At 45.3% G+C, this 24,414-nt stretch carries 22 protein-coding genes; 15 read left to right on the top strand and 7 right to left on the bottom strand.

The annotated features are described in order from the left end of the window. The first annotated feature begins 285 nt into the window (after positions 1-285). The 4 genes from FIU99_RS23970 (at position 286) to FIU99_RS23955 (ending at position 2,834) form a co-directional block, all read left to right on the top strand. Positions 286-756 carry an OsmC family protein gene (locus FIU99_RS23970; RefSeq protein WP_006961341.1) on the top strand — a complete coding sequence of 157 codons (471 nt, stop codon included), beginning with the start codon at positions 286-288 and terminating at the stop codon, positions 754-756. A 121-nt stretch (positions 757-877) separates the two neighbouring features. Then, the gene (locus FIU99_RS23965; RefSeq protein WP_006961342.1) at positions 878-2,074 is read left to right on the top strand and encodes a DEAD/DEAH box helicase; all 1,197 of its coding nucleotides are present in this window, start codon (positions 878-880) and stop codon (positions 2,072-2,074) included. Beyond that, positions 2,071-2,394, top strand: coding sequence for a N(4)-acetylcytidine aminohydrolase (gene yqfB / locus FIU99_RS23960; RefSeq protein WP_086026961.1), 324 nt, complete (start codon positions 2,071-2,073; stop codon positions 2,392-2,394). Before FIU99_RS23965 ends, yqfB begins: the two co-directional genes overlap by 4 nt. Next, positions 2,394-2,834: a GNAT family N-acetyltransferase gene (locus FIU99_RS23955; RefSeq protein WP_039952245.1), complete on the top strand. Its 441-nt coding sequence runs from the start codon at positions 2,394-2,396 to the stop codon at positions 2,832-2,834. The genes yqfB and FIU99_RS23955 overlap by 1 nt, the downstream gene beginning before the upstream one ends. Here FIU99_RS23955 and FIU99_RS23950 read toward each other — a convergent pair. Continuing rightward, positions 2,827-3,591 (bottom strand): ABC transporter substrate-binding protein, encoded by a 765-nt coding sequence (locus tag FIU99_RS23950; RefSeq protein WP_006961345.1) that lies wholly within the window; start codon positions 3,589-3,591, stop codon positions 2,827-2,829. The two genes, FIU99_RS23955 and FIU99_RS23950, sit on opposite strands and share 8 nt — an antisense overlap. Positions 3,592-3,777: 186 nt before the next feature. On the opposite strand from FIU99_RS23950, the gene FIU99_RS23945 reads away from it, so the two are divergent. From FIU99_RS23945 to katG, 6 genes are all read left to right on the top strand, one after another. Continuing rightward, on the top strand, positions 3,778-5,496 hold the full coding sequence (locus tag FIU99_RS23945) for a diguanylate cyclase (protein ID WP_006961346.1): 1,719 nt from the start codon (positions 3,778-3,780) through the stop codon (positions 5,494-5,496). Positions 5,497-5,628: 132 nt separating this feature from the next. Continuing rightward, positions 5,629-6,213 (top strand): TetR/AcrR family transcriptional regulator, encoded by a 585-nt coding sequence (locus tag FIU99_RS23940; protein WP_006961347.1) that lies wholly within the window; start codon positions 5,629-5,631, stop codon positions 6,211-6,213. 85 nt (positions 6,214-6,298) lie between these two features. Continuing rightward, complete coding sequence (locus tag FIU99_RS23935; protein ID WP_006961348.1) at positions 6,299-7,330, top strand: NADP-dependent oxidoreductase; 1,032 nt, start codon at positions 6,299-6,301, stop codon at positions 7,328-7,330. Between the two features lie 12 nt (positions 7,331-7,342). After that, entirely contained in the window at positions 7,343-7,960 is a 618-nt protein-coding gene (locus FIU99_RS23930; RefSeq protein WP_006961349.1) for a glutathione S-transferase family protein, read from the top strand. A gap of 186 nt (positions 7,961-8,146) precedes the next feature. After that, a complete protein-coding gene (locus FIU99_RS27705) occupies positions 8,147-8,272 on the top strand; it encodes a hypothetical protein (protein WP_006961350.1) in 126 nt (41 codons plus the stop codon). An 11-nt stretch (positions 8,273-8,283) separates the two neighbouring features. Further along, positions 8,284-10,461: a catalase/peroxidase HPI gene (gene katG / locus FIU99_RS23925; protein ID WP_006961351.1), complete on the top strand. Its 2,178-nt coding sequence runs from the start codon at positions 8,284-8,286 to the stop codon at positions 10,459-10,461. 346 nt (positions 10,462-10,807) lie between these two features. Here katG and FIU99_RS23920 read toward each other — a convergent pair whose 3' ends face one another. From FIU99_RS23920 to FIU99_RS23905, 4 genes are all read right to left on the bottom strand, one after another. Then, on the bottom strand, positions 10,808-11,686 hold the full coding sequence (locus tag FIU99_RS23920) for an NAD(P)-dependent oxidoreductase (protein ID WP_006961352.1): 879 nt from the start codon (positions 11,684-11,686) through the stop codon (positions 10,808-10,810). A 131-nt stretch (positions 11,687-11,817) separates the two neighbouring features. After that, positions 11,818-13,278 (bottom strand): hypothetical protein, encoded by a 1,461-nt coding sequence (locus tag FIU99_RS23915; protein WP_039952154.1) that lies wholly within the window; start codon positions 13,276-13,278, stop codon positions 11,818-11,820. Between the two features lie 196 nt (positions 13,279-13,474). Then, positions 13,475-15,091: a hypothetical protein gene (locus tag FIU99_RS23910; protein ID WP_236612186.1), complete on the bottom strand. Its 1,617-nt coding sequence runs from the start codon at positions 15,089-15,091 to the stop codon at positions 13,475-13,477. 187 nt (positions 15,092-15,278) lie between these two features. Then, a complete protein-coding gene (locus tag FIU99_RS23905; protein WP_006961355.1) occupies positions 15,279-16,937 on the bottom strand; it encodes an ABC transporter substrate-binding protein in 1,659 nt (552 codons plus the stop codon). Between the two features lie 258 nt (positions 16,938-17,195). On the opposite strand from FIU99_RS23905, the gene FIU99_RS23900 reads away from it, so the two are divergent. After that, positions 17,196-18,593 (top strand): alpha-amylase family protein, encoded by a 1,398-nt coding sequence (locus FIU99_RS23900; protein WP_006961356.1) that lies wholly within the window; start codon positions 17,196-17,198, stop codon positions 18,591-18,593. Between the two features lie 63 nt (positions 18,594-18,656). On the opposite strand, the gene FIU99_RS23895 is transcribed toward FIU99_RS23900, so the two are convergent. Then, positions 18,657-19,235 (bottom strand): hypothetical protein, encoded by a 579-nt coding sequence (locus FIU99_RS23895; RefSeq protein WP_006961357.1) that lies wholly within the window; start codon positions 19,233-19,235, stop codon positions 18,657-18,659. A 207-nt stretch (positions 19,236-19,442) separates the two neighbouring features. Between FIU99_RS23895 and FIU99_RS23890 the strand changes: the two genes are divergently transcribed. The 4 genes from FIU99_RS23890 to FIU99_RS23875 all read left to right on the top strand — a co-directional run bounded on the left by FIU99_RS23890 (position 19,443) and on the right by FIU99_RS23875 (position 23,073). After that, a complete protein-coding gene (locus FIU99_RS23890) occupies positions 19,443-20,090 on the top strand; it encodes an HAD family phosphatase (protein ID WP_152472575.1) in 648 nt (215 codons plus the stop codon). Positions 20,091-20,406: 316 nt separating this feature from the next. After that, on the top strand, positions 20,407-21,264 hold the full coding sequence (gene yghU / locus FIU99_RS23885) for a glutathione-dependent disulfide-bond oxidoreductase (RefSeq protein WP_006961359.1): 858 nt from the start codon (positions 20,407-20,409) through the stop codon (positions 21,262-21,264). A 286-nt stretch (positions 21,265-21,550) separates the two neighbouring features. Continuing rightward, positions 21,551-21,940 carry a VOC family protein gene (locus tag FIU99_RS23880; protein ID WP_006961360.1) on the top strand — a complete coding sequence of 130 codons (390 nt, stop codon included), beginning with the start codon at positions 21,551-21,553 and terminating at the stop codon, positions 21,938-21,940. Between the two features lie 152 nt (positions 21,941-22,092). Further along, positions 22,093-23,073: a rhodanese-related sulfurtransferase gene (locus tag FIU99_RS23875; RefSeq protein ID WP_006961361.1), complete on the top strand. Its 981-nt coding sequence runs from the start codon at positions 22,093-22,095 to the stop codon at positions 23,071-23,073. Positions 23,074-23,212: 139 nt separating this feature from the next. Here FIU99_RS23875 and FIU99_RS23870 read toward each other — a convergent pair whose 3' ends face one another. Continuing rightward, positions 23,213-24,160 carry an endonuclease/exonuclease/phosphatase family protein gene (locus tag FIU99_RS23870; RefSeq protein ID WP_006961362.1) on the bottom strand — a complete coding sequence of 316 codons (948 nt, stop codon included), beginning with the start codon at positions 24,158-24,160 and terminating at the stop codon, positions 23,213-23,215. Positions 24,161-24,414: the final 254 nt, after the last annotated feature.

Raw genomic sequence — 24,414 nt, 5'->3', positions numbered from 1 at the left:
CCTAACAAGTCCTTGGATTTAGTGAAAAATAGTCACTATCAGAGTTTTGGGATAGCATTGATTGCCCTGAACCAATCCATTCCGTTCGACACCGTTACTCTTTTAAAATAAGACGATTGCCATCACCTTAAGCCTCGGCGCAGTAACAAGAAGTCGTGAAGATGTGGAAACCTTTATCAACCGCGTTGATGAGCAAATTTATCGAAGCAAAAGTGGTGGCCGAAATCAGTATTCATATACGGCTTAGTATGTAAAGATGCCCAGTGCGATATTCAAGGAGGAAAGATGTCAGACTACAGGGCAACTATTCGTTGGCAGCGAGCCGAGCACGAAAAATTTAGTGACAATCAATACAGCCGTGGGCACCAGTGGGAGTTCGATGGAGGTGTCAGTGTCCCCGCTTCAGCATCACCTCATGTGGTTCCATTGCCTTATTCGGTCGAAGAAAATGTCGATCCTGAAGAGGCATTTATTGCCGCTATTTCAAGCTGCCACATGCTGACTTTTCTGGGCATCGCTGCTAAACGTCGTTACGTCATCGACTCTTATGTTGATGAAGCCATAGGCATTATGGAAGAAGATGACAAAGGTCGAACCTCGGTAACGAAAGTAACCCTAAGACCTAACATCGTGTTTTCTGGTAGCAAGCAACCTGATTACGCCCAGTTAGAGAAGATGCATAACCTCGCTCATCAACACTGTTTCATCGCCAACTCTGTTAAAACCGAAATCGTGACAGAAATTCTTACTCCCTAAATCGCTGCTGATCCGACAAGAATTAAGGCGGGTAGAGATCCCGTGATGAGTGTATTCATGCTAAACTCTGCGCCAAACACAGGGTTTACCCCGCTTCACTATTCAGATTCAGAGTGTACAGATGCCATTCTCTAAGCTCGGCTTAAGCCAACCAATTACCGACGCCATTCAGCAACTGGGTTATGACAAACCCACAACAATTCAAACCAAAGCCATTCCCGTGGTTCTGCGTGGCGAAGATTTAATTGCAGCCGCACAAACAGGTACAGGTAAAACCGCCAGCTTTGTATTGCCAATGCTCGAAAAATTGAGTCAGGGCGAAACTCAGCGTAAGAAACGTATTCGTGGTTTGATTCTCACGCCAACACGTGAGCTGGCTGTACAGGTTGAAGAGAAGATTCGAGATTACGGCCAACACCTCGCTCTTACTTCACTTGCGATGTACGGTGGTGTGGATGAACAGGCACAGAAACAGGCCCTAATTGAAGGCGTTGATATTCTGGTCGCGACACCCGGTCGACTGATCGATATGTATGGCAAACGCGCCGTACATTTTGAGGAAGTAGAAATGTTGGTGCTGGATGAAGCCGACCGCATGCTCGATATGGGGTTTATTGACGACATCAACAAAATCCTTGACCGACTGCCAACCGATATCCAGCACTTGCTGTTCTCCGCGACTCTGTCGAACAAAGTTCGTGATTTGGCGAAAACGGCAGTACACGACCCTTATGAGATTTCCATCGCGGCCAACCAAGCGTCGAAAAAGAACATCGAACAATGGCTAATTACGGTCGATAAAGACAAGAAGTCAGCGCTGTTAAGCCACTTGATCAAAGAAAATGACTGGGATCAAGCGCTGATCTTCATCGAGACTAAACACGGTGCTGCGAAATTGGCTCAACAGTTGGAAAAGCGCGGTATTGAAGCAGAGGCGTTCCACAGCGGTCGTAGCCAAGCGGTACGTTCTAAATTACTCGAAGATTTCAAAGCTGGAAAAATCCAATACATGATCGCCACTGGAGTCGGCGCTCGTGGTATTGATATTGAAGGGCTAACTCGTGTGATTAACTATGACCTGCCTTTCCCTGCTGACGAATACGTGCACCGTATTGGTCGAACAGGTCGTGCGGACGCACAAGGCGAGGCCATCTCCTTTGTCTCAAAAGATAACTTCAAGAATTTGTGCATGATCGAAAGCCGACTCGGCCATCTGATTGAACGTCGCGAAGTTGAAGGGTTTGAACCGCGTAAACCTGTGCCTATTTCCATTCTCAATTATGTGCCTAAGCACAAGCGTCAAAACAAGGATTCATGATGAACGCACCTACCAAAATTCTCTTTTTTGAGTTTCTTACTCCACTGATCACTTCTGGTAAGAAAACCATTACCATTCGTGATGAGTCAGAATCTCATTACGTGCCGGGTACTCAGGTTGAAGTATTCACTTTGGAGAAAGACGAAAAAGTGTGTGAGGTGAAGATCCTAGCGGTAGAGCCCCTTCACTTTGAAGACATCAACGAGTTTCACGCTGAGCAAGAAGCGATTGAACTGCCAAAGCTTAAGCAGCTGATTCGTGAAATCTACCCCAACACCGACGAGCTATTCCTGATTACTTATGAGCTGGTTGATGCATGATCGACTTTGATTTTCGCCCGGCCACACCGGGCGATTTCGACTTCTTATTCTCTCTCAAAAAGAACGCAGAATACGAAGCGATAAAAGCCATATTTGGTTGGGATGAAGAAGTACAGCAGCGTATTCATCATGAAGAATGGCAGGAAGACCAGCCTACCATCGTGACTGTTGGCGGCCAGCCCGCTGGTAGCTTTTTGCTGCAAGATAAAGGCGAGCATCTGTATTTTTGTCGTTTCTTCCTTCTGGCCCGATACCACGGTAAAGGGATGGGAAGCAAAATACTGCAATACTGTATTGAGCTAGCCGACGCCCAACGTAAGCCGATCCAACTGTGTTATTTGCAAGGAAACCGTGTGGGCAGTCTTTATCAACGCTTCGGGTTCCAATTCACGTTCGAAGATAACGCTTTTGTCTACATGAAAAGAGAACCTCTCATTTAACTCTCATGTTCTCAAAATAATCATATATGAGTGCTTCGTAACGTCCATCTTGCTTCATATCGAATAATACTTGATCAAAGCGCTGGAGCAATTCGGCATGGCTGCGGTCTTTGGAAAATGCAATGTAGCTGGGCGTTGCTTCAATAGGAGGCGATAAAATATCAATGTCGCTATCTAGTCCTTCTCTGACCAAAATGCTTCGGGCACCAAATTCATTGTTTACCCAAATATCAGCGCGTTTTGTACGGACGAGATGAGCGCATTCGACAGTGCTGTTTCTCTGGAAAATAAGCCGAAAGCGACCCTCTTCTATCTTAGCATCCATTCGTTTTCCATAACTCACACCATTGACGACACACAAAGCGATTTTGGATACATCACCCGCTAAAATTTCCTCAGGTTTGTAGTCACTACCTTTAAGCGCCATCAAACTAATATTTTGGACGAAGAGCACATTTTGACTAAAATCTGCAAATTTTTCTCGCTCAGGATTTTTAAAGGCGGTGAAAATGCCATCCGCACGACCACGCTTTACCAGTGTAAGGGCTCTGGCCCAAGGCAATACGGTGATGTTGACTGGTGTTTCCAACTGATGGAACACATACCTCACTAGCTCTACAGCAACCCCTGAAACCTGCTGTCCCTGCATTTCTATATAGGGCGGGTATTCAAGTGTGACCAAATCAACCGGCCTTGCAGCACAAGGTTTTAGTGCCACTAGAGCAAGAATGATTGTTCCTAAACGCAACCACTTCATCCTGTCTCCTTCACATAAGCCAATGATTAAATGAGAAAGTTCTATGCAACCATAGAGCAATAACGCAATTGCATAACACTTAAGACCTTCTACACTTACATATCGTTAATATTAATATCACTAGACAATATCGTTTGACTTTTTACGTAAATCATCAGTTTTTGTAGCAGTTAACACGAGGATTCTATGGTTCGCTCTTCTTTAAGTCGTTTTCAATATTTCCCAATTCTCGCCCTTGCTCTTTCTATGGTAGTCGGTGGTTACTATTACGACAAAACCCTAGACAATTGGGTAACTGATATCGTCAGTAACTACATGTCTAATCTGCTTGACGACGTCTCGCATCAGATTCAAGAAAAAGAGCTCGACCTCTATGACATGAGCCAACCTGAAATAGACGACTTCCTCGATAACCTTTCGCAATCCAGCTTTGAACAAAGATTTACCATCATACACAGCTCGGGAGCCGTGCTGGGAGACTCACAACTTACCAATAGGGAGATTTCCCAGTTGGAAGATCACAGTAGCAGACCCGAGATAAGTGCTGCTCTTTCCGGTGAAACTGGTTTATCCAAACGATTTAGCCAGTCCTTAAACCAAGAGTTACTTTATGTCGCTAAGAAGCTCGAACTTCCTGAAGACGACCATGGCCACGACTCAACTTATGTTCTCAGACTCGCGATGCCAATGACTTCGCTTTATGCCATGTCCGCCGACCTCAAATTAATTGAGCACGCGCTAATGGCATTTTCGCTGGCCATTTTGATTCTCTTAACCTGGTTGAGTAACCGAAAAATCTACAAGCTTGTTAAAGAAGAAAGAGATCAACAGGAGTACCGTATTCAAAAAAGTACTCAAGAGATTGAGCTACTCCACCAACTCGCAAATATGCTCGCCGCTTGTAACAGCGTCAAAGAGGCACAAGTTGTCGTCGCAGACATCATTCCAAGAGTGCTAGGCAAAGTGAACGGTTGTGTTTCCATCATGCGTGACTCACGCAATCAACTCGAAGTTAAACTCGACTGGGGAGGAGAATGGCCCGCGAGTAAACTCTACGCCCCCAATGACTGCTGGGCATTACGCAAAGGTAAATACCACCTATCGAAAGAAAAACACCATAACCTCTCTTGCACCCATATGAGTAGTTCTTCCATTGAAGGGCTCACGTTGTGCGTTCCGCTAACCGCTCATGGTAATACTGTCGGCATGTTCCATCTCTATTTTGATGAACAATCTGAAGAAATATCCGAAGACATCAAACAACTCGCCTTCACGATTGCTGAGCATCTCGGATTGGCATTAGCTAACTTGAGCCTTCAAGAGAAACTGCGCTCGCAGGCGATGCGCGATCCGTTAACGGGGCTCTTCAATCGCCGTTACTTTGAGGAGATATTCGAAAAAGAATGGGCGAAAGCCTCTCAAGATGATTGTCCGATGTCCTTGCTGATGTTGGATTTAGATCATTTCAAACGTTTTAATGATAACTTCGGCCATGACGCGGGAGATTATGTTCTCAAGGAAGTCGCAAACTTGCTGAAACGCGAAATTGGCGACGAACACGTTGCCTGTCGTCTTGGTGGTGAAGAACTGGCGGTGATAAGCCCTAATTGCTCCATCAGCGAATCTATGGAGCTGGCGAACCAAATTGTCAATTCCGTCAGAGATTTGCATTTAGACATGAAGGGCTTATCTCTGGGTCAACTTGGTGTCTCAATTGGGGTAACGACCTTCCCAGATTTAAATACCTCTACCACCGAACTCATTAAAGCGGCCGATACTGCCCTTTATCAGGCCAAAGACAACGGGCGGAGCCAAGCGGTACATACTCAATCAAAAGAATATCTTAAACAGCTAGAGACTGGCGCTCACTCTGAAAGCAGAGACGTGCTACCACTGAAACTCTAGGGCTTCATCTTACTTACTCTGCTTGCTCCTATCACAGGAGCAAGCGCTATTTCCCACTCCATCGTTCGTTCATGTTTTATAAAGACCAACAACCACTAGACGACTGGTCTAATTTAATCTATAGTCCGCTCCATGAATGAAAAAACAAACGACACTCGCCAACATATTCTCAATGTGGGTTACGAATTAGTAGTGAACAAAGGTTTCACCGCCGTCGGTTTATCTGAATTGCTCAAAACTGCCGATGTGCCAAAAGGTTCCTTTTATCACTATTTCAAATCCAAAGAACAATTTGGTGAAGCACTTATTGAAGACTATTTCAGAAGCTACCTAGCTCGCATCAATGCGATTTTTAATGCTGATGAAGGTACTGGCAACCAACGTTTAATGGGGTACTTCTCACGCTGGTTAGATGTAGAAAATGGCGTCTGCAATGCCAACCGTTGCCTAGTGGTTAAGCTTAGTGCCGAGGTTTCTGACTTGTCTGAGCCGATGCGAATCACTCTTGCAAGCGGTGCGGGACAAGTCATTGATTCCATTGCTCAGTGCATAGAATCCGGTATCGAAGACGGTTCGATAAAGGTATTGGATGCGCAGCAAGTCGCGACCCAGCTATACCAACAATGGCTTGGCGCTAGCCTTCTAAACAAACTGGTTCAGGATCACTCACATCTTGAACGTAGCTTAGAGACCACTGAGTCTCTACTTAGCGCTTAAGTTACACATTCCCGTTTGGCTTATTAACCCAACGGGAATTTTTTGAAATTATAACTAGACGACTGGTCTAATAATAGGAAACACAATGACTAACAACGTAAACCGACGCATTGTCCTTGCTTCACGCCCTGTAGGGGCTCCTGTTACCGAAAACTTCCGCTTAGAAGAAGCGGAGAAACCGACGCCTGCTCAAGGTGAATTGCTGCTACGAAGCGTCTATCTGTCGCTCGATCCATACATGCGTGGCCGCATGAACGATGCGAAATCCTATGCAGACCCTGTTGCTATCGACGATGTAATGGTCGGCGGCACAGTGTGTCAGGTTGAAGTTTCGAATCATCCAGATTACCAAGTGGGCGAATGGGTATTGGCTTTCACTGGTTGGCAAGATTATGGCATTTCAGATGGTGAAGGCTTGATTAAAATGGGCATGAACCCATTACACCCTTCCTATGCACTGGGTGTAATGGGTATGCCAGGCTTCACCGCTTACATGGGCTTGCTGGATATCGGCCAACCTAAAGCTGGCGATACCTTGGTAGTTGCAGCCGCAACAGGCGCGGTAGGCTCGATGGTCGGACAGATCGGTAAACTCAAAGGTTGCCGTGTTATTGGTGTTGCCGGTGGTGAGGAAAAGTGTCGTTATGCTAAAGAACAGCTCGGCTTTGATGAATGTATCGATCACAAAGCAGAAGATTTTGCAGATCAGTTAGCCAAAGCGTGTGATAAAGGCATCGACGTCTACTTTGAAAATGTTGGCGGTAAAGTGTTTGACGCTGTGATGCCGCTTCTGAACACAGGCGCTCGAATTCCACTGTGTGGCCTGATTTCTCAATACAATGCAACGTCTCTTCCTGAAGGCCCTGACAGAATGTCAATGCTGATGGCTCAACTGCTGATCAAACGAATCAAAATGCAGGGCTTTATCATCTTTGATGATTACGCTCACCGCTATGAAGAGTTTGCAACCGATATGAGCCAGTGGCTTGCGGAAGGCAAAATTCACTATCGCGAGCATTTGGTGGAAGGTTTTGACAAGGCACCAGAAGCATTTATCGGCCTTCTTGAAGGTAAGAACTTTGGCAAACTGGTTGTAAAAACCAACAATCCACTATAATCGGAGGTCAACGTGATTAAACTGCATCACCTTAATCAATCTCGCTCCAAGCGTATTATCTGGCTGTTGGAAGAGCTGGGTATCGATTATGACATCGTACCTTATCACCGCGACAGCGTGACCTTTCTCGCACCACCAGAGCTTAAATCTATTCACCCTCTGGGCAAATCTCCGGTGATTGAAGAAGACGGACGAGTCATTACGGAGTCTGGCGCAATCACTGAATATCTTATCGACAAGTATGCGTCAGAAAAGCTTGCGCCAGCCAAAGGCTCTGATGACCACCTCGATTACCTACAATGGCTGCACTTTGCAGAAAGCTCTGCTGCCCTGCCGTTATTGCTAAAAATATTCGTGTCCAAAGATGGCGCTCAAATGAACTTTCTTCCGGATTATGCCGAGGTAGAGCTGCATAAGGTCATGAGTTATGTCGACCATCGCTTGGAAGGTAAGCGTTACCTAGTCGCCGATAAACTCACTGGTGCGGATATTATGATGTCATTTATTGTTGATATTCTGACTAACTTTGGCTTGCTTGAGCGCTACACCAATATTGCCCGGTATGCCTCACAACTTGCGAGCCACGACAGCTGGCAGACCGCCGAACAGCTTGAGAGCAAGTTCGGTTAACCACTCCTGTACAGGGTTACCATTCTGAGATGGTAGCCCTGCTTCCCCTTTAAAAATTCCCCTGTTATTTTTTCCTCTTACGCCATCAGTATCCATGAGATAGAAAACATCTATCAATAACATAGCCACAACCAGTTTTATAAAAATCCACTCGCCATCTATTCTCAATGCTAGAAAGTCAGTCCAATGACGGACATTCAATTAGACGCTTTGCCAATGGAAGACGTCTTTGGCTTTAAGCAAATAACGAATAATTCGATTGCCACCGACATAAGAAAAATCAAAGTGGCGACCGTGAATAAGCGACACTAAAGGAGCAAATCATGGAACACAAAAACGTGAATACTGGCGGTAAATGTCCTGTCATGCATGGCGGTGCAACTTCTTCAGACTCATCTAACGTAGCTTGGTGGCCAAACGCGCTCAACCTCGACATCTTGCATCAGCATGACCAGAAATCGAATCCAATGGGCCTGGACTTTAACTATCGTGAAGAACTTAAAAAGCTCGACGTTGAAGCACTAAAAAATGATGTTAAAGCACTGATGACCGATAGCCAAGACTGGTGGCCAGCAGACTGGGGACATTATGGCGGTCTAATGATTCGTATGGCGTGGCACTCAGCAGGCTCTTATCGTACAGGCGATGGTCGCGGTGGTGCAGATACCGGTAACCAACGCTTTGCTCCACTCAATTCCTGGCCTGATAACGCGAACTTGGACAAAGCTCGTCGCTTGCTTTGGCCTATCAAGCAGAAGTATGGCAATAAAATCAGCTGGGCTGATCTGATGATCCTTGCTGGCAACATGGCCTATGAATCTATGGGGCTGAAAACCTTCGGTTTTGCATTTGGTCGTGAAGACATCTGGCATCCAGAAAAAGACATCTACTGGGGTGCAGAAACAGAATGGCTAGCAGAAAGCGGTGGTGAAAACAGTCGCTATTCGGGTGAGCGTGACTTAGAAAACCCACTTGCCGCCGTCATGATGGGCCTCATCTACGTCAACCCTGAAGGTGTCGATGGAAAACCAGACCCACTGAAAACGGCTCAAGACATGCGTGTCACTTTTGAACGTATGGGAATGAATGACGAAGAAACCGTCGCATTGACCGCTGGCGGCCACACAGTTGGTAAGGCCCACGGTAACGGTGACGCTGCTAAACTCGGTGCTGAACCTGAGCGTGCAGAGCTAGATGAACAAGGTCTTGGTTGGAATAACCACACCTCTCGCGGTATTGGCCGTGACACAGTGACCAGTGGGTTGGAAGGTGCATGGACAACCCATCCAACTCAATGGGATAACGGCTTCTTCCATCTTCTGTTCAGCTATGACTGGTCTTTGCAAAAAAGCCCAGCAGGTGCATGGCAGTGGGAACCAGACAACATCAAAGAGGAAGACAAACCTGTTGATGTCGAAGATTCAAGTATTCGTCACAACCCAATCATGACTGATGCCGATATGGCGCTCAAGATTGATCCTGAATACCGCAAGATCTCAGAGCGCTTCTACAACGATCCTGCTTACTTCTCCGACACCTTCGCTCGTGCTTGGTTTAAGCTGACGCACCGCGATATGGGGCCAAAATCTCGCTACTTTGGCCCAGATGTTCCGGCAGAAGAGCTAACTTGGCAAGATCCTGTCCCTGCTGGTCAAAGCAATTACGATGTTGAAGCGGTCAAAGCTAAAATCGCCGCAAGTGGTTTAAGCGTTAGCGATATGGTTTCAACCGCTTGGGACAGTGCTCGTACCTATCGTAACTCAGACAAACGTGGCGGCGCGAATGGTGCTCGTATCCGCCTTGCGCCACAAAATCAGTGGAAAGGTAACGAACCTGAAAAGCTCGCTAAAGTACTTTCGGTACTAGAAGGTATCGCCTCTGAGTCAGGGGTGAGTGTTGCCGATACCATAGTTCTTGCAGGTAACGTTGGCATTGAGCAAGCAGCACGCGCCGCTGGTGTAGACATCTCCGTTCCTTTTGCTCCGGGACGTGGTGATGCAAGTGCTGCGCAGACGGATGTCGATTCATTTGATGTGTTAGAGCCTGTCGCTGACGGATTCCGAAACTGGCAGAAGCAGCATTACGCAGTAAGTCCTGAAGAATTGATGCTAGACCATGCACAGCTATTGGGTTTAACAGCACCAGAAATGACGGTTCTAATTGGTGGTATGCGTGTTCTTGGGACCAACCACTCTGGCTCTCGCCACGGTGTATTAACAGATAATGTTGGTGCGCTGACGAACGATTTCTTCGTCAACCTGACAGACATGCGATACACATGGAAACCAACAGGGCGTAACTCCTACTCTATTGTCGAACGCAGCAGCGGTGACGAAAAATGGACAGCAACCCGAGTCGACCTTGTGTTTGGATCTAACTCCATCCTACGCGCTTACGCTGAAGTCTACGCTCAGGATGATAACAAAGAGAAATTCGTCCGCGACTTCGTAGCCGCTTGGACCAAAGTAATGAATGCTGACCGCTTTGATTTGAAACAGTAACTTGCACTGACGCCCCACGGCTTTTGTGAGTCCGTGGGGTAACAGGGAATCGATCTGGACAGATGTTTAACTCATCAACAATTTGGCAAAAAACTGTAGGTTGCACTAGTTTTAAGTATGTAACAGCAGTTAAGAAAAGAAGCGCATATACGGCTTCACCAATCCATTAACCATAGATGTTACAAATGAGGAGAGTTGGCTATGAAAGGATTCGAATTCTTTAAGTTATTTGACACCAAAGAGCTGTTCATCTTCTACTGATACTGAGCAACCCGCTTGAGTCAGTACTGAAATCCATACGCCGATCGCTAACCTGCACGCATCGGCGTATTGTTTTATTCAGCGCTTATTGTCTTTTCGCCACCGCTTTCATCAGAACAGAAGTATCCATACGTCCGTAGCCATCTTGTTGTAGCTCAGCGTATTGCTCATCGACCTTCTTAGTTAACGGTAAATCAAGTCCGACTCGTTCCGCTTCTTTTAGGCAGAACCCTAAGTCTTTACGCATCCAATCAATGGCAAAACCAAAATCAAACTTATCTTGTGACATTGTCACGGCGCGATTTTCCATTTGCCATGAACCCGCTGCACCATGTTTGAGGGTTTCAACCACTTGTTCTACATCCAAACCAGATTTTTGAGCGAGTAGCAACGCTTCGCTAAGCCCTTGGAGAATACCGCCAATACAGATTTGGTTAACCATTTTACAGCGTTGACCCTGACCATTCTCTCCCAGCAACGTCATTTGTTTAGAGTACACATCCATCACTGGTGAGATTTCTTCGAACACCGCTTGGTCACCACCACACATAATGGTCAGCACGCCGTTTTCCGCACCCGCTTGACCACCAGAAACTGGCGCATCAATAAACTGATTGCCGTTTTCTTTTGCTGCTGCCGCCAATTCAACTGCTAGCTCAGCGGACGTTGTCGTATGGTCTACCAGCACGGCTTCTGCCTTCAATCCAGCAAGAACGCCATCTTCACCGTAAATAACACTGCGTACGTCGTCGTCATTACCCACACAAACAAACACAACATCACAATCCTGAGCCGCTTGTTTAGGCGTCTCACACGCAATACCTTGGTATTCCTCAGCCCATTTGTCTGCTTTGGTTTTAGTGCGGTTAAACACTTTGGTGGAATATCCGGCTTTACTTAAGTAACCCGCCATAGGGTAGCCCATCACACCAAGGCCAATAAACGCGACTTTCTGCTGACTCATTCTGATTTCCCTTTATGATTTTGTAATTAGGGACACAGTCTACTAAACATTCTCTCTTTGGTTTACTACAAATACTCACTATCCAGTTAAACAAGAGCCCCATTAAGGGGCTCAATCTCTAAAGACAACACTCATTTACACTTTGACCAAGTCTTACCTTTGTCCAAGGAACATTCCAACGAAGATGTACCATTGTGGTAATAAGTATTCTTCCACCAATCACCAATAGCATTTCTTGAAATTGAGATACCGTCGAATTTGTAAGGTGTTACAGCCACTTGAGAAGACTTGGATCTCACCCATGTATGTGCCCCGTAATCTGAGTCGTCATTGAAATCTGAGGATATATAACTTAGTTGATCCAATGTACTACGGCTAAAACTATCGATCTTCTGTTCAATGTTTACCCATTCTGGATACTTAGGATCGGGATGATAGCTAAAAATATGCTGGGCACGTAACATACCATCACGATAATTATTAACGACTGACACTTCCAAAGATTGGGTGAAATTACTTCCCACATTATTGTTTTTGCAGCTATCCCAATCCAGTTCTTGCGTGCTTGAGCTGTTACTGACACGGTAAGTTTTCAGAGAGTTGGGTTGAACAAGCTGCTCAATTGACTCCGTGATATAACAGCTGTAGCTGGCGTTATCTTCGTTGATCCATAATGAAGCATTCTTAGTGTAATCAAACCCTGCTTTCTTTTTCGTATTTCGCTCTGTATGGCGGGTTAATAGCACTTCGGTCTTTAAGTCTTCTAACACTTCATATTCTGTGTGTACCAGCTTAGTTTCAGTGAGGACCGTTTTGACCTTATACCACTTATCGACTTTTTGCTTTGTATCTTCGTCCCAGTACTTCCAGTAGTAATCTATGTAGGCTTGATGAACCCCTGAGTTCTCCAGTTGAAGTGCTTTGGTATCACTGTACGACTGTCTAATCGCGGGCATCATCTTCTGAGCTAATTCGTACAGCTCTTTGTTATCATCCTTAATGAAATCGCCGTAAATTTTATCTACTGCGATGTTGTAACGGGCCGCAATACGATGATCGTGCTCCTTCACATTTTGAATAACCTTTTCTTGGGTGTTAACAGCTGATCTCAACGCCGTACAACTGGTGATACCGCTTTCATGCAGATCTTCCTGAATTTGATTCCACAATACCGTCGTTAGAGGAGTTGTGGATTTTATCTCATGCTCAGAACTCAGTGTCATCGCTGGAGGAAAAACAAGCTGATACGGTTTACTGATAGGCGTATTAGGAGCATCTGCATCAATCGCACCGACAGGGACATTTACGACAATAGGCGCGTAATCAATACAATCAGAGTTGCTACCAGACAAGGATAAGCGATAGCTGCCCTCAGAATTAGTCACAGCACTCGGCTCGCCAGAGTCTAACTGACCGTTGTAGTTGATATCTAGGAACGCCGTCGCTCCAGAGATGTATCCATCAATAGCCACACCTTGAAGACTTCGTGTTTGTGATGAAGCGCTAGAGCTAGATGAGCCACCGTCGCCGCCTCCCCCGCATGCGACTATGCCTATAGAGAAGGGGACAACAGCAAGAAGTTTAAGATTCATTGCAAAATTTCCGATGAAAAGTGAAAGGCAAAAACGCGCCACTAAGGATTTAATGGCGCGTAGCGTTATAGCAGTGGTTAACGCATTGAGAATACTAACGGCTATACACTTGGAAAAACATGTAAGAAATGGAGGAAAATAGTGCATGTTTTTTCATTCAAATGGCCTACTTTCTCACTAAGCCCACTATTCTTAACTACTCATTGTTTTGTTGCAAAAGTGCAGCTGTAACCTTAAGTACTGTTAGTCTAGTATTGTTAAGAACCTTATCGTTATTGGTGAAAGGAGGCAGTGAACTTGAACATTGAGCCCACTCACCAAGTTGGCTTTCAGAACACTCATATACAGAGCGGCCATCATCGTAGTCAGTTTCCATATACCAATCTCCATTTGAGTCCTTTGTTGTAATCACTTGATACTGTAACGACTCATTTTGACCAAACACACTTTGCCCAAACTCAGCTTTCGATCTCACCCAACGTACTGAGTCGTGAGCCGAGTTTTCACTAAAATCGGTGCCTATATAGAAAAAACTTCCCAGCAAATTTCCATTAACATTATTCAAAGTAGGATCCACGTCTACCCATTTGGCATAGGGCGTATGTTGGTCATAAGTAAAACGATGCCCAGTAATAACTGTCCCTTGATCCTGACTATTATTAATCGCCATCACTTCTATGGTTTGCTCAAAATCAGCCCCACCAACATAATTACCAAAACAATCGTCCATACTGGACTCTTTTTTAATACCAGATTGATTGGTTACTTCATAAATAGTCATTGAATTTGCATCGGTAACTCGAGATTCCTCAATAGTTTCTTTAATTGTGCAATTAAATGAACGACTCAAAATAGACTCTTGATTACCCTCAGCTTCTCTACGCAGGCTGTACTCTCTTGTATAGGACAAGTCACTATTCTCGGCTGTGTGTGTCACAATATGCTCAAGCAATTGAGGGTCAACAAGCTCGCTCGTTACTTCATATGCTCTTGTTTCTACCTTTGAATCACTCTTTGTCACTTGAACTTTGTACCATTGGTCGTTCAGCTCGCCATTGGTATCCTTTTTACTGCGCACAATGTAACTAACGTATGCTTCTTCGGCTGCTGGGTTTTCTTGTCTCAACATTTTTGATTCACGATAAGACTCCTTGATTACTGGCATTAGTTTCTGTGTAAGCGCTTTTACTTCACTGTCATCCTCTTTTATGAAGTCACTATACAGTTGCTCTACACTAACGTTATTCCGGCTCGCCACACCGTTTTCTAATTCCTGAATGCTATTGTCTGTAATGCCTTGCAACTGAATCGCAAGTTTTAGGTCTGCACAACTACTCATAGCATTATCTTCTAGGTCCAGTTTTAGCTTCATCTCGTTCCAAAGCATGGAAGTCAATGGGGTCGTTGACCTAATTTCAGAATCTGAAGTCGTCATCTTTACTGGAGGAAAGAACAGCTGATACGGCTCTTCAATTGGATTGTTTGGATCGTCAGCATCAATGGCACCAACAGGTACATCAACCACGATTGGCACGTAATCAACACAATCTGCATTATCTCCGGATAGAGAAAGCTCATATCGACCATTGGCATCGGTAATACTCTTTGGTTCACCGCTATCAAGTTCACCGTTGTAGTTCAGATCAAGAAATGCAGTCGCACCTGAGATGTAGCCATCAATAGCGACACCTTGAATTGATTTAGATTGAAGAGAGGAGGGTGAAGTGGATGACGAGGTTGCTCCTCCGTCACCACCTCCACAGGCTGTCAAAAGTGTAGAAACAGTCGCGATAGTTATAATTTTGGAAGTCATGATAATAAGCCCTGACACATATTTCCTATGGGTAAAACTGCACCGCACAGAGCAAGTGCATCCTGATGTGTAATCATTGGTAACACGTGCCGATGGTATAGGCTTTGATAGGCATAAAACATGAAAGGGTTTAACGAAAACCATGCATGTTTTATTAACCATCCATTATCAACAAAATGGTATTAAATTATTGTTTTTCCTTATCAATCCAAAGCTTGTAGAACTCGCTCAGTCCAGATTTATTCGTTTCAACGCCATGAACTTCAAGGCTACGTGAAATCTTTTCTTTGCCATGGAACAGAGGCAAAAGCAGGTTATTGTCATACAAAGCCTGCTCAATTTTCCGCAATGAATAGACGTATAAAATATCGCTCATTGCGTGCTTCACTTGCTCATAATGAACATCCATTTCTGTTTGATCGTAAATGAATTTCAGGCCGGAGCTAGCAAGAAGCCAGTCATACAATCCAAACTCTTCAGGCTGCTCTATGACTTCTTCAATAAATAGAATATCGGCATGGCCGCTGACTGAACTTGGATTACTGATATCCTCTAACTCGAGAATTTCAAGGGTTAGTCCGGTTTCTAGAATTGTACTTTGTATCCACCCAGCGATCTTTTGCAGACAAGGAATCGTCAGTCGAGGCATGGTCAGTACTAAGTGTCCACTTAAGCGTGGTGGCGCGTCATCAGAAACACTGTCAAAGCAAGGCGCAAAACCTACATCATTAACAACAGTTTCTGAGTCCAAATTAGCTCGGCAACGACGTAAGTACTCAACAAGTTCAAGGAGGTCGTTTCGGCTGATTCCTGCATTAGGCCTTGTGTTGATGGCAAGGTAAGACAAAGCATTGATAGTACTCTCCTCACAATCTCCATCCTTATTGAAACTGATGCTGAAGTCACTCAGCTCTGAAGAAGAAGACAAGGTGATCTTATCTAGCAAGGCGGATTGCGCATAGTAATTACGATGTCGTTTTAACACCAAGCGCTCTCGATCCCAATCTTTCAGATAGAAAGGACCGCTTCCTATATACGTACTTAGGCCACTTGAGAAGTACGCTGATTTGAGGCGATAAATCGAAGCATGAACCAAACATAAAACATGCAAAAACAAAGCATTAGGTTGCTGGAGCTCAATCGTTACTTGCCCTGCATCGAGGATGCGTATTTCAACAACCTGCTCAAAGAGATACTTCACCGGTCCGTCGGTAGCTTTTAGCTTGTTAAGGCATTCAGCGACATCAGTAGCTTCTAAATTTTCCCCGTCATGGCAAACTATCCCCTGACGGAGCCACAAATGAATAAAACGCCCTTCTACCTTCCAACAATGCGCCAGTCCCGCTTGAATACGTCCTGATTCATCTTGCACTAATAGCGTACTGTAAATGCTACGGATTACCTGCATCTCAGCGATGCGGTATGTCTTAGCTGGTTCTAGTGTATCTACCCATGGATATTCAGTGATTAGCAAGCTATCGCAACGCTCATTGGCACTCGCTCGCGTTGCTGTTGCTTCAGCCATAGCTTTTACAGCAAGGTGTCCATAAAGCTCCATCAAACGAGAAATACAAGAAAAGCGCCCTTGTTCTAGCTCTTTATAAAAGATTTGTTCTAGTGCTCCCTGCAGATTATGCAAGATCTTAAACTGACTGAGTTTTCCTCTTCCCTTAGAGGGAAGCCAACTGATCCAACCTATCTCAGACAAGCTTTTCAGAATATTAGAAGTGTTTCTTCTCGAAGTTGATAATGCTATCTCCAGTTCATCGATCGACAGATGATATGTTTTCCCCGCCTCATATTTTATAAGCAGTTGCTGGAGTCTGCGTAAGCTTACGTCGTTCAATGGCCACCTTAACTCAACAAATAATAAATGACGGTTTCGTCAACGTTATAAAAAAGTGCTCGAGCTGACACTTTGTACAACTTTCAAACAGTTCGTTCAAAAAATAACCTCAATCCCTGCAAAGTTCTACTCTACTAGAAATTTTATAAATTGGACCCCTACAGAATGTGACCGTAATTCAGTCTTCTATTTCGAGCACTACTAATAGCAAGCCATAAAAATATCATTAGCCTGAATATCAATAACGAGAAACACCCTATGAAAAAAATAACAACTTTACTCGCTGCCACCGCTGCTCTCAGCGTACCGCAAGTCACTTATGCCGATGCAATCCTGCATGCATTCAACTGGAAATATTCGGATGTAACGAATAACGCCCAGCAAATCGCTGCGAACGGATTCAAAAAGGTTCTGATTTCACCCGCTATGAAATCTAGTGGCACCCAATGGTGGGCACGCTATCAGCCTCAGGATTTTCGTGTTATCGATTCTCCTCTGGGCAATAAGCAAGATTTAGAAGCGATGATTGCTGCACTTAAAGCGCAAGGTGTAGACGTTTATGCCGATGTCGTTCTGAATCATATGGCCAACGAAGCGTCAAAGCGTAGCGACCTGAATTACCCTGGTACTGAAGTGCTTAACGACTACTCTGCACGCTCAAGTTATTACGCCAACCAGACATTGTTTGGCGACTTGAGTCAGAACCTGTTCTCTGGCAATGACTTTCACGCTGCCGGTTGTATCACCAACTGGAACGACCCAGGTCACGTTCAGTACTGGAGACTTTGTGGTGATAATGGCGATACCGGATTACCAGATTTGGATCCAAACAATTGGGTGGTGTCACAGCAGAAGCAATACCTTCAGGCACTTAAGTCGATGGGAATTAAAGGCTTCCGCATCGATGCTGTCAAACACATGAGTCAGTACCAGATCGACCAGATTTTCACATCAGACATTACGTCTGGAATGCATGTATTTGGCGAAGTCATTACCAGTGGTGGTAAGGGCGATAGTGGCTATGAAGCCTTTTTGGCCCCTTACCTGAACAATACCAATCACGCTGCTTACGATTTCCCTCTGTTCGCTTCTATTCGCGGCGCTTTCTCTTTCGGTGGCGGATTAAACCAACTTCATGATCCTCAAGCCTACGGTCAAGCGTTAGAAAACTCACGCGCCATTACCTTCACCGTGACTCATGACATTCCAACCAATGATGGCTTCCGTTATCAAATCATGGATCCTAAGGATGAGCAGCTAGCTTACGCATACGTTTTGGGTAAAGACGGTGGTACGCCACTTGTCTATAGTGATGAGCTACCAGATAGCGAAGATAGAGATAATGGTCGCTGGGCTGACGTCTGGAAAGACGCCACTATGATTAACATGCTCAAGTTCCACAACTCGATGCAGGGTAAATCAATGACCGTCTTACACAGTGACCAGTGCACGCTGGTCTTCAAACGTGGTAAGGAAGGCGTAGTCGGCATCAACAAGTGTGGCGATGCGAAATCCGTTACTGTGGATACGTACCAACACGAGTTCAATTGGAACGTTTCGTACAAAGATACGCTAACGGGAGATACAACTGTCGTGAGTTCGCGTAACCATACGTTTAACATTCCGGCACGCACAGCTAGAATGTGGATGCTGTAGTTTCCGCTGAAATAACAAAGGTCTGGTAAATACCAGACCTTTTTTATGTGTAAGCCTTTAATATTACTTGGCTAATTCGTAGTTTTCCTGCATTTCCTGAGGAGCAATACCGTATTCATAATCAGCAAGGTAACCGTCTTTGTAGACTTTCATTCCCTGCTCATCCCAGCTCACTTTGATAATGGCGGTTTTGCCATCTTCACTGCCGAGTAATTTCAGCATCTCGTCATCAATCTTGATGGCTTTGATGGTTTTAATTCGCTTGAACGGCTTAAACTCTGTCGACGTTGGCAACTTTCCATAGGTTTTCTGCCAAGTTTCTTTTGGCACTAACCACTGATTATAGACTTCACCCACAATCGGCTCTGGCATACTGGCTATCACCACGCTGTCCGTCATCACGTTGCGCGTTTCAAGGCTATAACCGCCTTTACCATCTGAGACATAGGTAGGGAAATCGCTTCCCAGCTCTGATGCCTCAGGCAAACGGCCCAATGTCGCGGATTTTTTCACGTACAAATCCGCAGACTCAAATTTGTTCATGATTTCAGGGATGTTTTGAAATTCAACCGGTTTGGCAAATGCTGCAAAAGGAACGGACAATGCAGTGCTTAACGCTGCTATAGTGAAAATGTTTTTCATGAGAGTACTTTGGTATAGAACAGTTGACGATAAAGTAAATAACAAAACAATAAATAGCAAACGATTCAATCACTCCAAATATCGGATTGTGACCTTCTCCTAACCTCACCTTAACAATCGATAAATCCACGTCATATCAGCGCTTTTACTATAATTTAGAAGTGTGCAAGAATGAGCGCCCGAACCGTTAAGGATTATGCTGTACCCATGAAAATTCAAGCCGCTATCTTTGATATGGATGGCCTACTGTTAGACACCGAGCGTGTATGCATGCGAGTCTTTAAGCAAGCCTGTGTGAACGTCAACCTGCCTTTCTATGAAGACGTTTATCTCTCCATCATCGGGCGTAACGCCGCGGGCATAGAAAAGATCTTTCGAGCTGCCTATGGGGATGATCTCGACAAACTCCACAATGAGTGGTGCCGCAACTACGACGCTATTGTCAAACACCAACCAATCCCAGTAAAAGAAGGCGTCGTGGAACTGTTGGAATGGCTTAAAGAACAGCAAATTCCAACCGCAGTGGCAACCTCTACTCACCGTGACGTCGCAGAAATTAAACTGCGCCTTGCGGGTTTAGACAAGTACTTTGATAGCCTGACTTGCGGCTGTGAAGTGTCTGTCGGCAAGCCGGACCCAGAAATCTATCTATTGGCTGCTGACCGCCTCAATGTTGAAGCTGAACACTGTATCGCGTTCGAAGACTCCAATAACGGGGTAAAAAGTGCAGTCGCCGCCAACATGACCACCTATCAAATCCCCGATTTGCTCGAACCCTGTGAAGAGGTGAAAGCATTGGGGCATAGCATTCAACCGTCACTACTTAACGTACTGGCAGAATTGAAAGCCCAATAAAAAAACAGCCCTGCATATCACTTGCAGGGCTGCTTTGTCTCATGAGTGTTATTTCTCAATCCGCATTACCGCTTCCAAATGCGCTCTCATTTCGGTTTCCGCAAGGTCACCACTCGCGTTATTAACTAAAACACCTGCTGGCACCCGCTCAAAATATTTTTGTAATACGGAAGTGGCTCTCTAGGATATTCTTATATCCAGAAACAATTTTTCAGAACCTTTGGTTCTAATGAGAATACCCGTTGGGGCTTTTATCTTTTTGAATCTGTCCCAAGATAAGGAAGTGCCGGATATCAATTTTGGATAAGGAATAACAATGACTAACCAATACGTACCACCAAAAGTTTGGAAGATGGAAGATGAAAATGGCGGCCAGTGGGCCAGCATTAACCGACCGGACTCAGGCGCCCGTCATGAGCAGGCGCTCCCTGTGGGCTCACACCCAATCCAGCTTCATTCAATGGGCACACCAAATGGCCAAAAAGTCACGATTATGCTTGAGGAACTTCTCGCGCTTGGTGTCAGTGAAGCTGAATATGATGCTTATTTGATAAAAATTGGCGACGGTGATCAGTTTGGTTCTGGCTTTGTCGAGGTGAACCCAAACTCCAAGATCCCAGCATTGGTTGACCGCTCAGGTGACACACCAATCAATGTATTCGAATCAGGTAATATTCTGCTTTACCTCGCCGAGAAATTCGGCCATTTCCTACCAACAGATGTCGCGGCGAAAACAGAGGTCATGAACTGGCTGTTCTGGCTTCAGGGGTCTGCGCCGTACCTAGGCGGTGGTTTTGGTCATTTCTACGCCTACGCGCCAGAGAAGTTTGAATACCCAATCAATCGCTTCTCAATGGAGGCGAAGCGTCAACTGGACGTGTTAGACAAGCAGCTGGCAAACAATACCTTTATCGCGGGTGAAGAGTACAGTATTGCAGACATCGCTATCTGGCCTTGGTACGGAAACTTAGTGTTAGGAAATGCCTATGATGCAGGTGAGTTCTTAGATGTCGATAGTTATAAACACCTTAAGCGTTGGGCTGAAGCCATTGAAGCTCGCCAAGCAGTCCAGCGTGGTCGTATCGTCAACCGCGCATGGGGCGAAGAGTGGGAACAAGTACCAGAACGCCACAGCGCTGAAGATATCGATAAGGTACTTAAACTCAAACCTTAGGCCATAAAGCACAACAATAAACCCTCTCATTCAAAATGAGAGGGTTTATTTTATTCCACCGCCCCTGCAAGGCACACTAATTAGGAAAACGCCGCCGGCAATCACATCCTCTTTTCTTGCACTACAACTCCACCAGAGTTAAGTGTCACGAATCCATAGCGATATCTGGTTTCTTCCCAACCAATGTCGCCAACAATGAAGAAAAAAAACTAAAGAAATCATCTCTTTTTTCCTTCCTCGCTCACGATTAGCATTTCCAATCAAACACACCGACTGAGATGCGATTATGAAAATTGAGCACGTTGCGCTCTGGACCAAACAGCTAGAGTTACTAAAAGATTTCTACATCAAGTATTTCAACGCGACGCCCAATCAAAAATACCATAACAGTGAAAAGAGCTTCTCTTCTTACTTCCTATCTTTTAGCAGTGGTTGCCGCCTAGAGCTAATGCAAATGGACAGCATTCCAGAGTCAAAAGATGACCTTTATGACCAGTTCACTGGTTTTATCCATATTGCCATTTCACTTGGCTCAGAACAGGCGGTAGATCAATTAACTCAACGCTTAGTTGAAGATGGCTACGAGATACTCAGCAGCCCAAGAACAACGGGGGACGGCTACTACGAAAGTTGCTTCTTTGACCCGGACGGAAACCGAATTGAGCTAACGGTTTAGACAAACCTTTTATCTTCAGAATATGACAAAACATACCTCGTCGATTAAACCCTAAAAACTGTCTGTATTTGTCGCTAGTACTCTCCGCTATACTTCGCCCGATTTAACTCAAAGCTCTGGATTTACGCTCCAGTTCGCTAAAAGGAAAAAACATGACAGATTACGTAGTATGCGCACTTTACAAGTTTGTGCGTCTTGAAGATTATGTGGAACTTCGTGAGCCGCTAAAAGCGCTGATGGAACAACATGAAATCCGTGGCACGCTCTTGCTTGCTAACGAAGGCATCAACGGTACGGTCGCTTCTAGCCGTGAAGGTATCGACACTCTTCTCGCCTGGTTCAAGCAGGATTCTCGCCTTGCAGATATCGTTTACAAAGAGTCATTCGACACAAACCAACCGTTTAATCGTACCAAGGTTAAGCTGAAAAAAGAGATTGTGACGCTCGGTGTAGAAGGCATCGACCCTCGTCATGTCGTCGGTACTTACGTTAAGCCAGACGAGTGGAATGAGCTGATCTCAGATCCAGAAGTTTTCGTCGTCGATACACGTAATGACTACGAAATCGAAATTGGTACGTTCAAAAATGCCGTTAACCCGAAAACAGACACTTTCCGCGATTTCCCTGAGTACGTGGCAGAAAACATGGATCCAGCAAAGCACAAGAAAGTCGCTATGTTCTGTACTGGTGGTATTCGTTGTGAAAAGTCTACGGCTTACATGAAGGAACAAGGCTTCGAAGAGGTATACCACCTGGAAGGCGGCATCCTGAAGTATCTTGAAGAAGTGCCTGAAGAAGAAAGCATGTGGGAAGGCGATTGCTACGTATTCGATGGCCGTGTCGCGGTAAACCACCAGCTAGAGAAAAGTGGCTACGAGATGTGTAATGCGTGTCGTTTGCCGATTACACAGGAAGACATGGAATCTGAAGCGTTTGAGAAAGGCGTTAGCTGCCCTAAATGTATCGACAAGCATACAGATGAGCAAAAAGCACGCTTCCGTGAGCGTGAAAAGCAAGTTCAACTCGCTAACAAACGCGGCGAAACGCACGTTGGAGGCGAGGCCGATCAGGTGATTGCTCAACGTCGAAAAGAAAAGATTGCACGTAAAGAACAGCAAAGAAAATCTAAGTAACGCCTACTCGTTCTGAATTCAATCCCCTCTGTATTTTTACGAGGGGATTTTTTTGCACGCCTGAAAACGCTATCGCTCACTTGGAAACACTGCCGTTCACATCAATTCGATGGCTAGCTAACAATTAGTGTCGAACACATCACAGCACAAACCTAACTGTCACCGAGACAAACGCGTGATCACTCGCCTGCTTGTCCCGCTCAAAACTGGGATTTATCAGGTGATTGTCGAGCGTCGAATAGGACGTCACATCGGCCATTGAGTACTGCGAGTCGGGCTGAAACTCCTGCGAAAATAAGATGTAGTCGAGCACGTTACCTTTTGCGAAATGATAGTGTGTGGGCGGACGCTCTGCCCCAGGCTGCTTTATAACGAAAATGTCCCAACTGTCTCGCAGCATAAGGAAGGATTCGCCTTCGATAACTTTGGTCAGTAAGCCTGTGATGTCGCTGCTGATCGGCTGATTCATATCCCCCACCAGAACAGTCGGGATCGGATGCTTCGCGTATTGTTGTTCCATCGCTAATCTTAACATCACCGCCTCCCATCCTCTTTGCTGGCTTGAAAGCCATTGGCCCACCAGCGGTTGTCCTTCACCTTCTTCTATTGCTTCGGTGGCTCTCTGAGATTTTAGGTGGCTAACATAAACAGCGACTTCACCGATATCTGGCACTTCTACCACAGCAAAAACGGGCTGACGGCTAAACTCCGGCTGCGGGATTGAATAGCCTGCTAGCGATGATGCCGGTAACGTGACCGCTTCAACATGCGAGATCGGGTATTTAGAAGCCAGAGCCACAACGGGGTGGGAGTAGATGTAATCACTTTCAATGTTTGGGCTATCAACACTAGCGAAATACGAGTACCCCAACTCTTCGAATAGCTGGCGGGCAGCATCGAGACTAAATACTTCCTGAACTCCAATAATGTCTGCATTGAGGTTCAGAATGGCATTTTTTGTCCATTGGCATTTAGCTTCCCACGCGTCAGCGTCATAGATATTTTCAAAGTCATAGAACGCACCGGGGGGTTCGATGAAATTGAACAAATTGGCAGTGGCAAATGTAAGTCTTTTGTCGGTAAGCAAAGCGCGACCTTATTGGTTCTAATTAGTGTTTAGTGTAACCACATCTCTATCAATCTGCTGACTGATAAGCCTGTTAAGCAGTCCAAGTTGCTGTAATAGTCACGGTTGGAACCAAAGCGAGAACATTAAGTCTGTTCACCCACTCCGCCTATGGCGTCGGTTTATTCTTTTCAGCACTGCTCTTATCTTGAAGCACCTCATTAGTCGCCGCCATTATCAGAAGAAAACATCACCTGATTGTGCGCCAGCGCACT

This window comes from Vibrio sp. THAF64 (assembly GCF_009363455.1).
GTDB classification, from domain to species: Bacteria; Pseudomonadota; Gammaproteobacteria; order Enterobacterales; family Vibrionaceae; genus Vibrio; species Vibrio coralliilyticus.
The sequence above is the reverse complement of the archived record's forward strand: the minus strand, read 5'-3'. Positions and strand labels throughout refer to the sequence as shown.

What these genes read in the sequence shown, in the direction of transcription:
- FIU99_RS23970 (WP_006961341.1), top strand. Translation starts at nt 286, where the DNA reads ATGTCAGACTACAGGGCAACTATTCGTTGGCAGCGAGCCGAGCACGAA.
- FIU99_RS23965 (WP_006961342.1), top strand. Translation starts at nt 878, where the DNA reads ATGCCATTCTCTAAGCTCGGCTTAAGCCAACCAATTACCGACGCCATT.
- yqfB (WP_086026961.1), top strand. Translation starts at nt 2,071, where the DNA reads ATGATGAACGCACCTACCAAAATTCTCTTTTTTGAGTTTCTTACTCCA.
- FIU99_RS23950 (WP_006961345.1), bottom strand. Translation starts at nt 3,591, where the DNA reads ATGAAGTGGTTGCGTTTAGGAACAATCATTCTTGCTCTAGTGGCACTA.
- FIU99_RS23945 (WP_006961346.1), top strand. Translation starts at nt 3,778, where the DNA reads ATGGTTCGCTCTTCTTTAAGTCGTTTTCAATATTTCCCAATTCTCGCC.
- FIU99_RS23940 (WP_006961347.1), top strand. Translation starts at nt 5,629, where the DNA reads ATGAATGAAAAAACAAACGACACTCGCCAACATATTCTCAATGTGGGT.
- FIU99_RS23935 (WP_006961348.1), top strand. Translation starts at nt 6,299, where the DNA reads ATGACTAACAACGTAAACCGACGCATTGTCCTTGCTTCACGCCCTGTA.
- FIU99_RS27705 (WP_006961350.1), top strand. Translation starts at nt 8,147, where the DNA reads ATGACGGACATTCAATTAGACGCTTTGCCAATGGAAGACGTCTTTGGC.
- katG (WP_006961351.1), top strand. Translation starts at nt 8,284, where the DNA reads ATGGAACACAAAAACGTGAATACTGGCGGTAAATGTCCTGTCATGCAT.
- FIU99_RS23920 (WP_006961352.1), bottom strand. Translation starts at nt 11,686, where the DNA reads ATGAGTCAGCAGAAAGTCGCGTTTATTGGCCTTGGTGTGATGGGCTAC.
- FIU99_RS23915 (WP_039952154.1), bottom strand. Translation starts at nt 13,278, where the DNA reads ATGAATCTTAAACTTCTTGCTGTTGTCCCCTTCTCTATAGGCATAGTC.
- FIU99_RS23910 (WP_236612186.1), bottom strand. Translation starts at nt 15,091, where the DNA reads ATGACTTCCAAAATTATAACTATCGCGACTGTTTCTACACTTTTGACA.
- FIU99_RS23900 (WP_006961356.1), top strand. Translation starts at nt 17,196, where the DNA reads ATGAAAAAAATAACAACTTTACTCGCTGCCACCGCTGCTCTCAGCGTA.
- FIU99_RS23895 (WP_006961357.1), bottom strand. Translation starts at nt 19,235, where the DNA reads ATGAAAAACATTTTCACTATAGCAGCGTTAAGCACTGCATTGTCCGTT.
- FIU99_RS23890 (WP_152472575.1), top strand. Translation starts at nt 19,443, where the DNA reads ATGAAAATTCAAGCCGCTATCTTTGATATGGATGGCCTACTGTTAGAC.
- yghU (WP_006961359.1), top strand. Translation starts at nt 20,407, where the DNA reads ATGACTAACCAATACGTACCACCAAAAGTTTGGAAGATGGAAGATGAA.
- FIU99_RS23880 (WP_006961360.1), top strand. Translation starts at nt 21,551, where the DNA reads ATGAAAATTGAGCACGTTGCGCTCTGGACCAAACAGCTAGAGTTACTA.
- FIU99_RS23875 (WP_006961361.1), top strand. Translation starts at nt 22,093, where the DNA reads ATGACAGATTACGTAGTATGCGCACTTTACAAGTTTGTGCGTCTTGAA.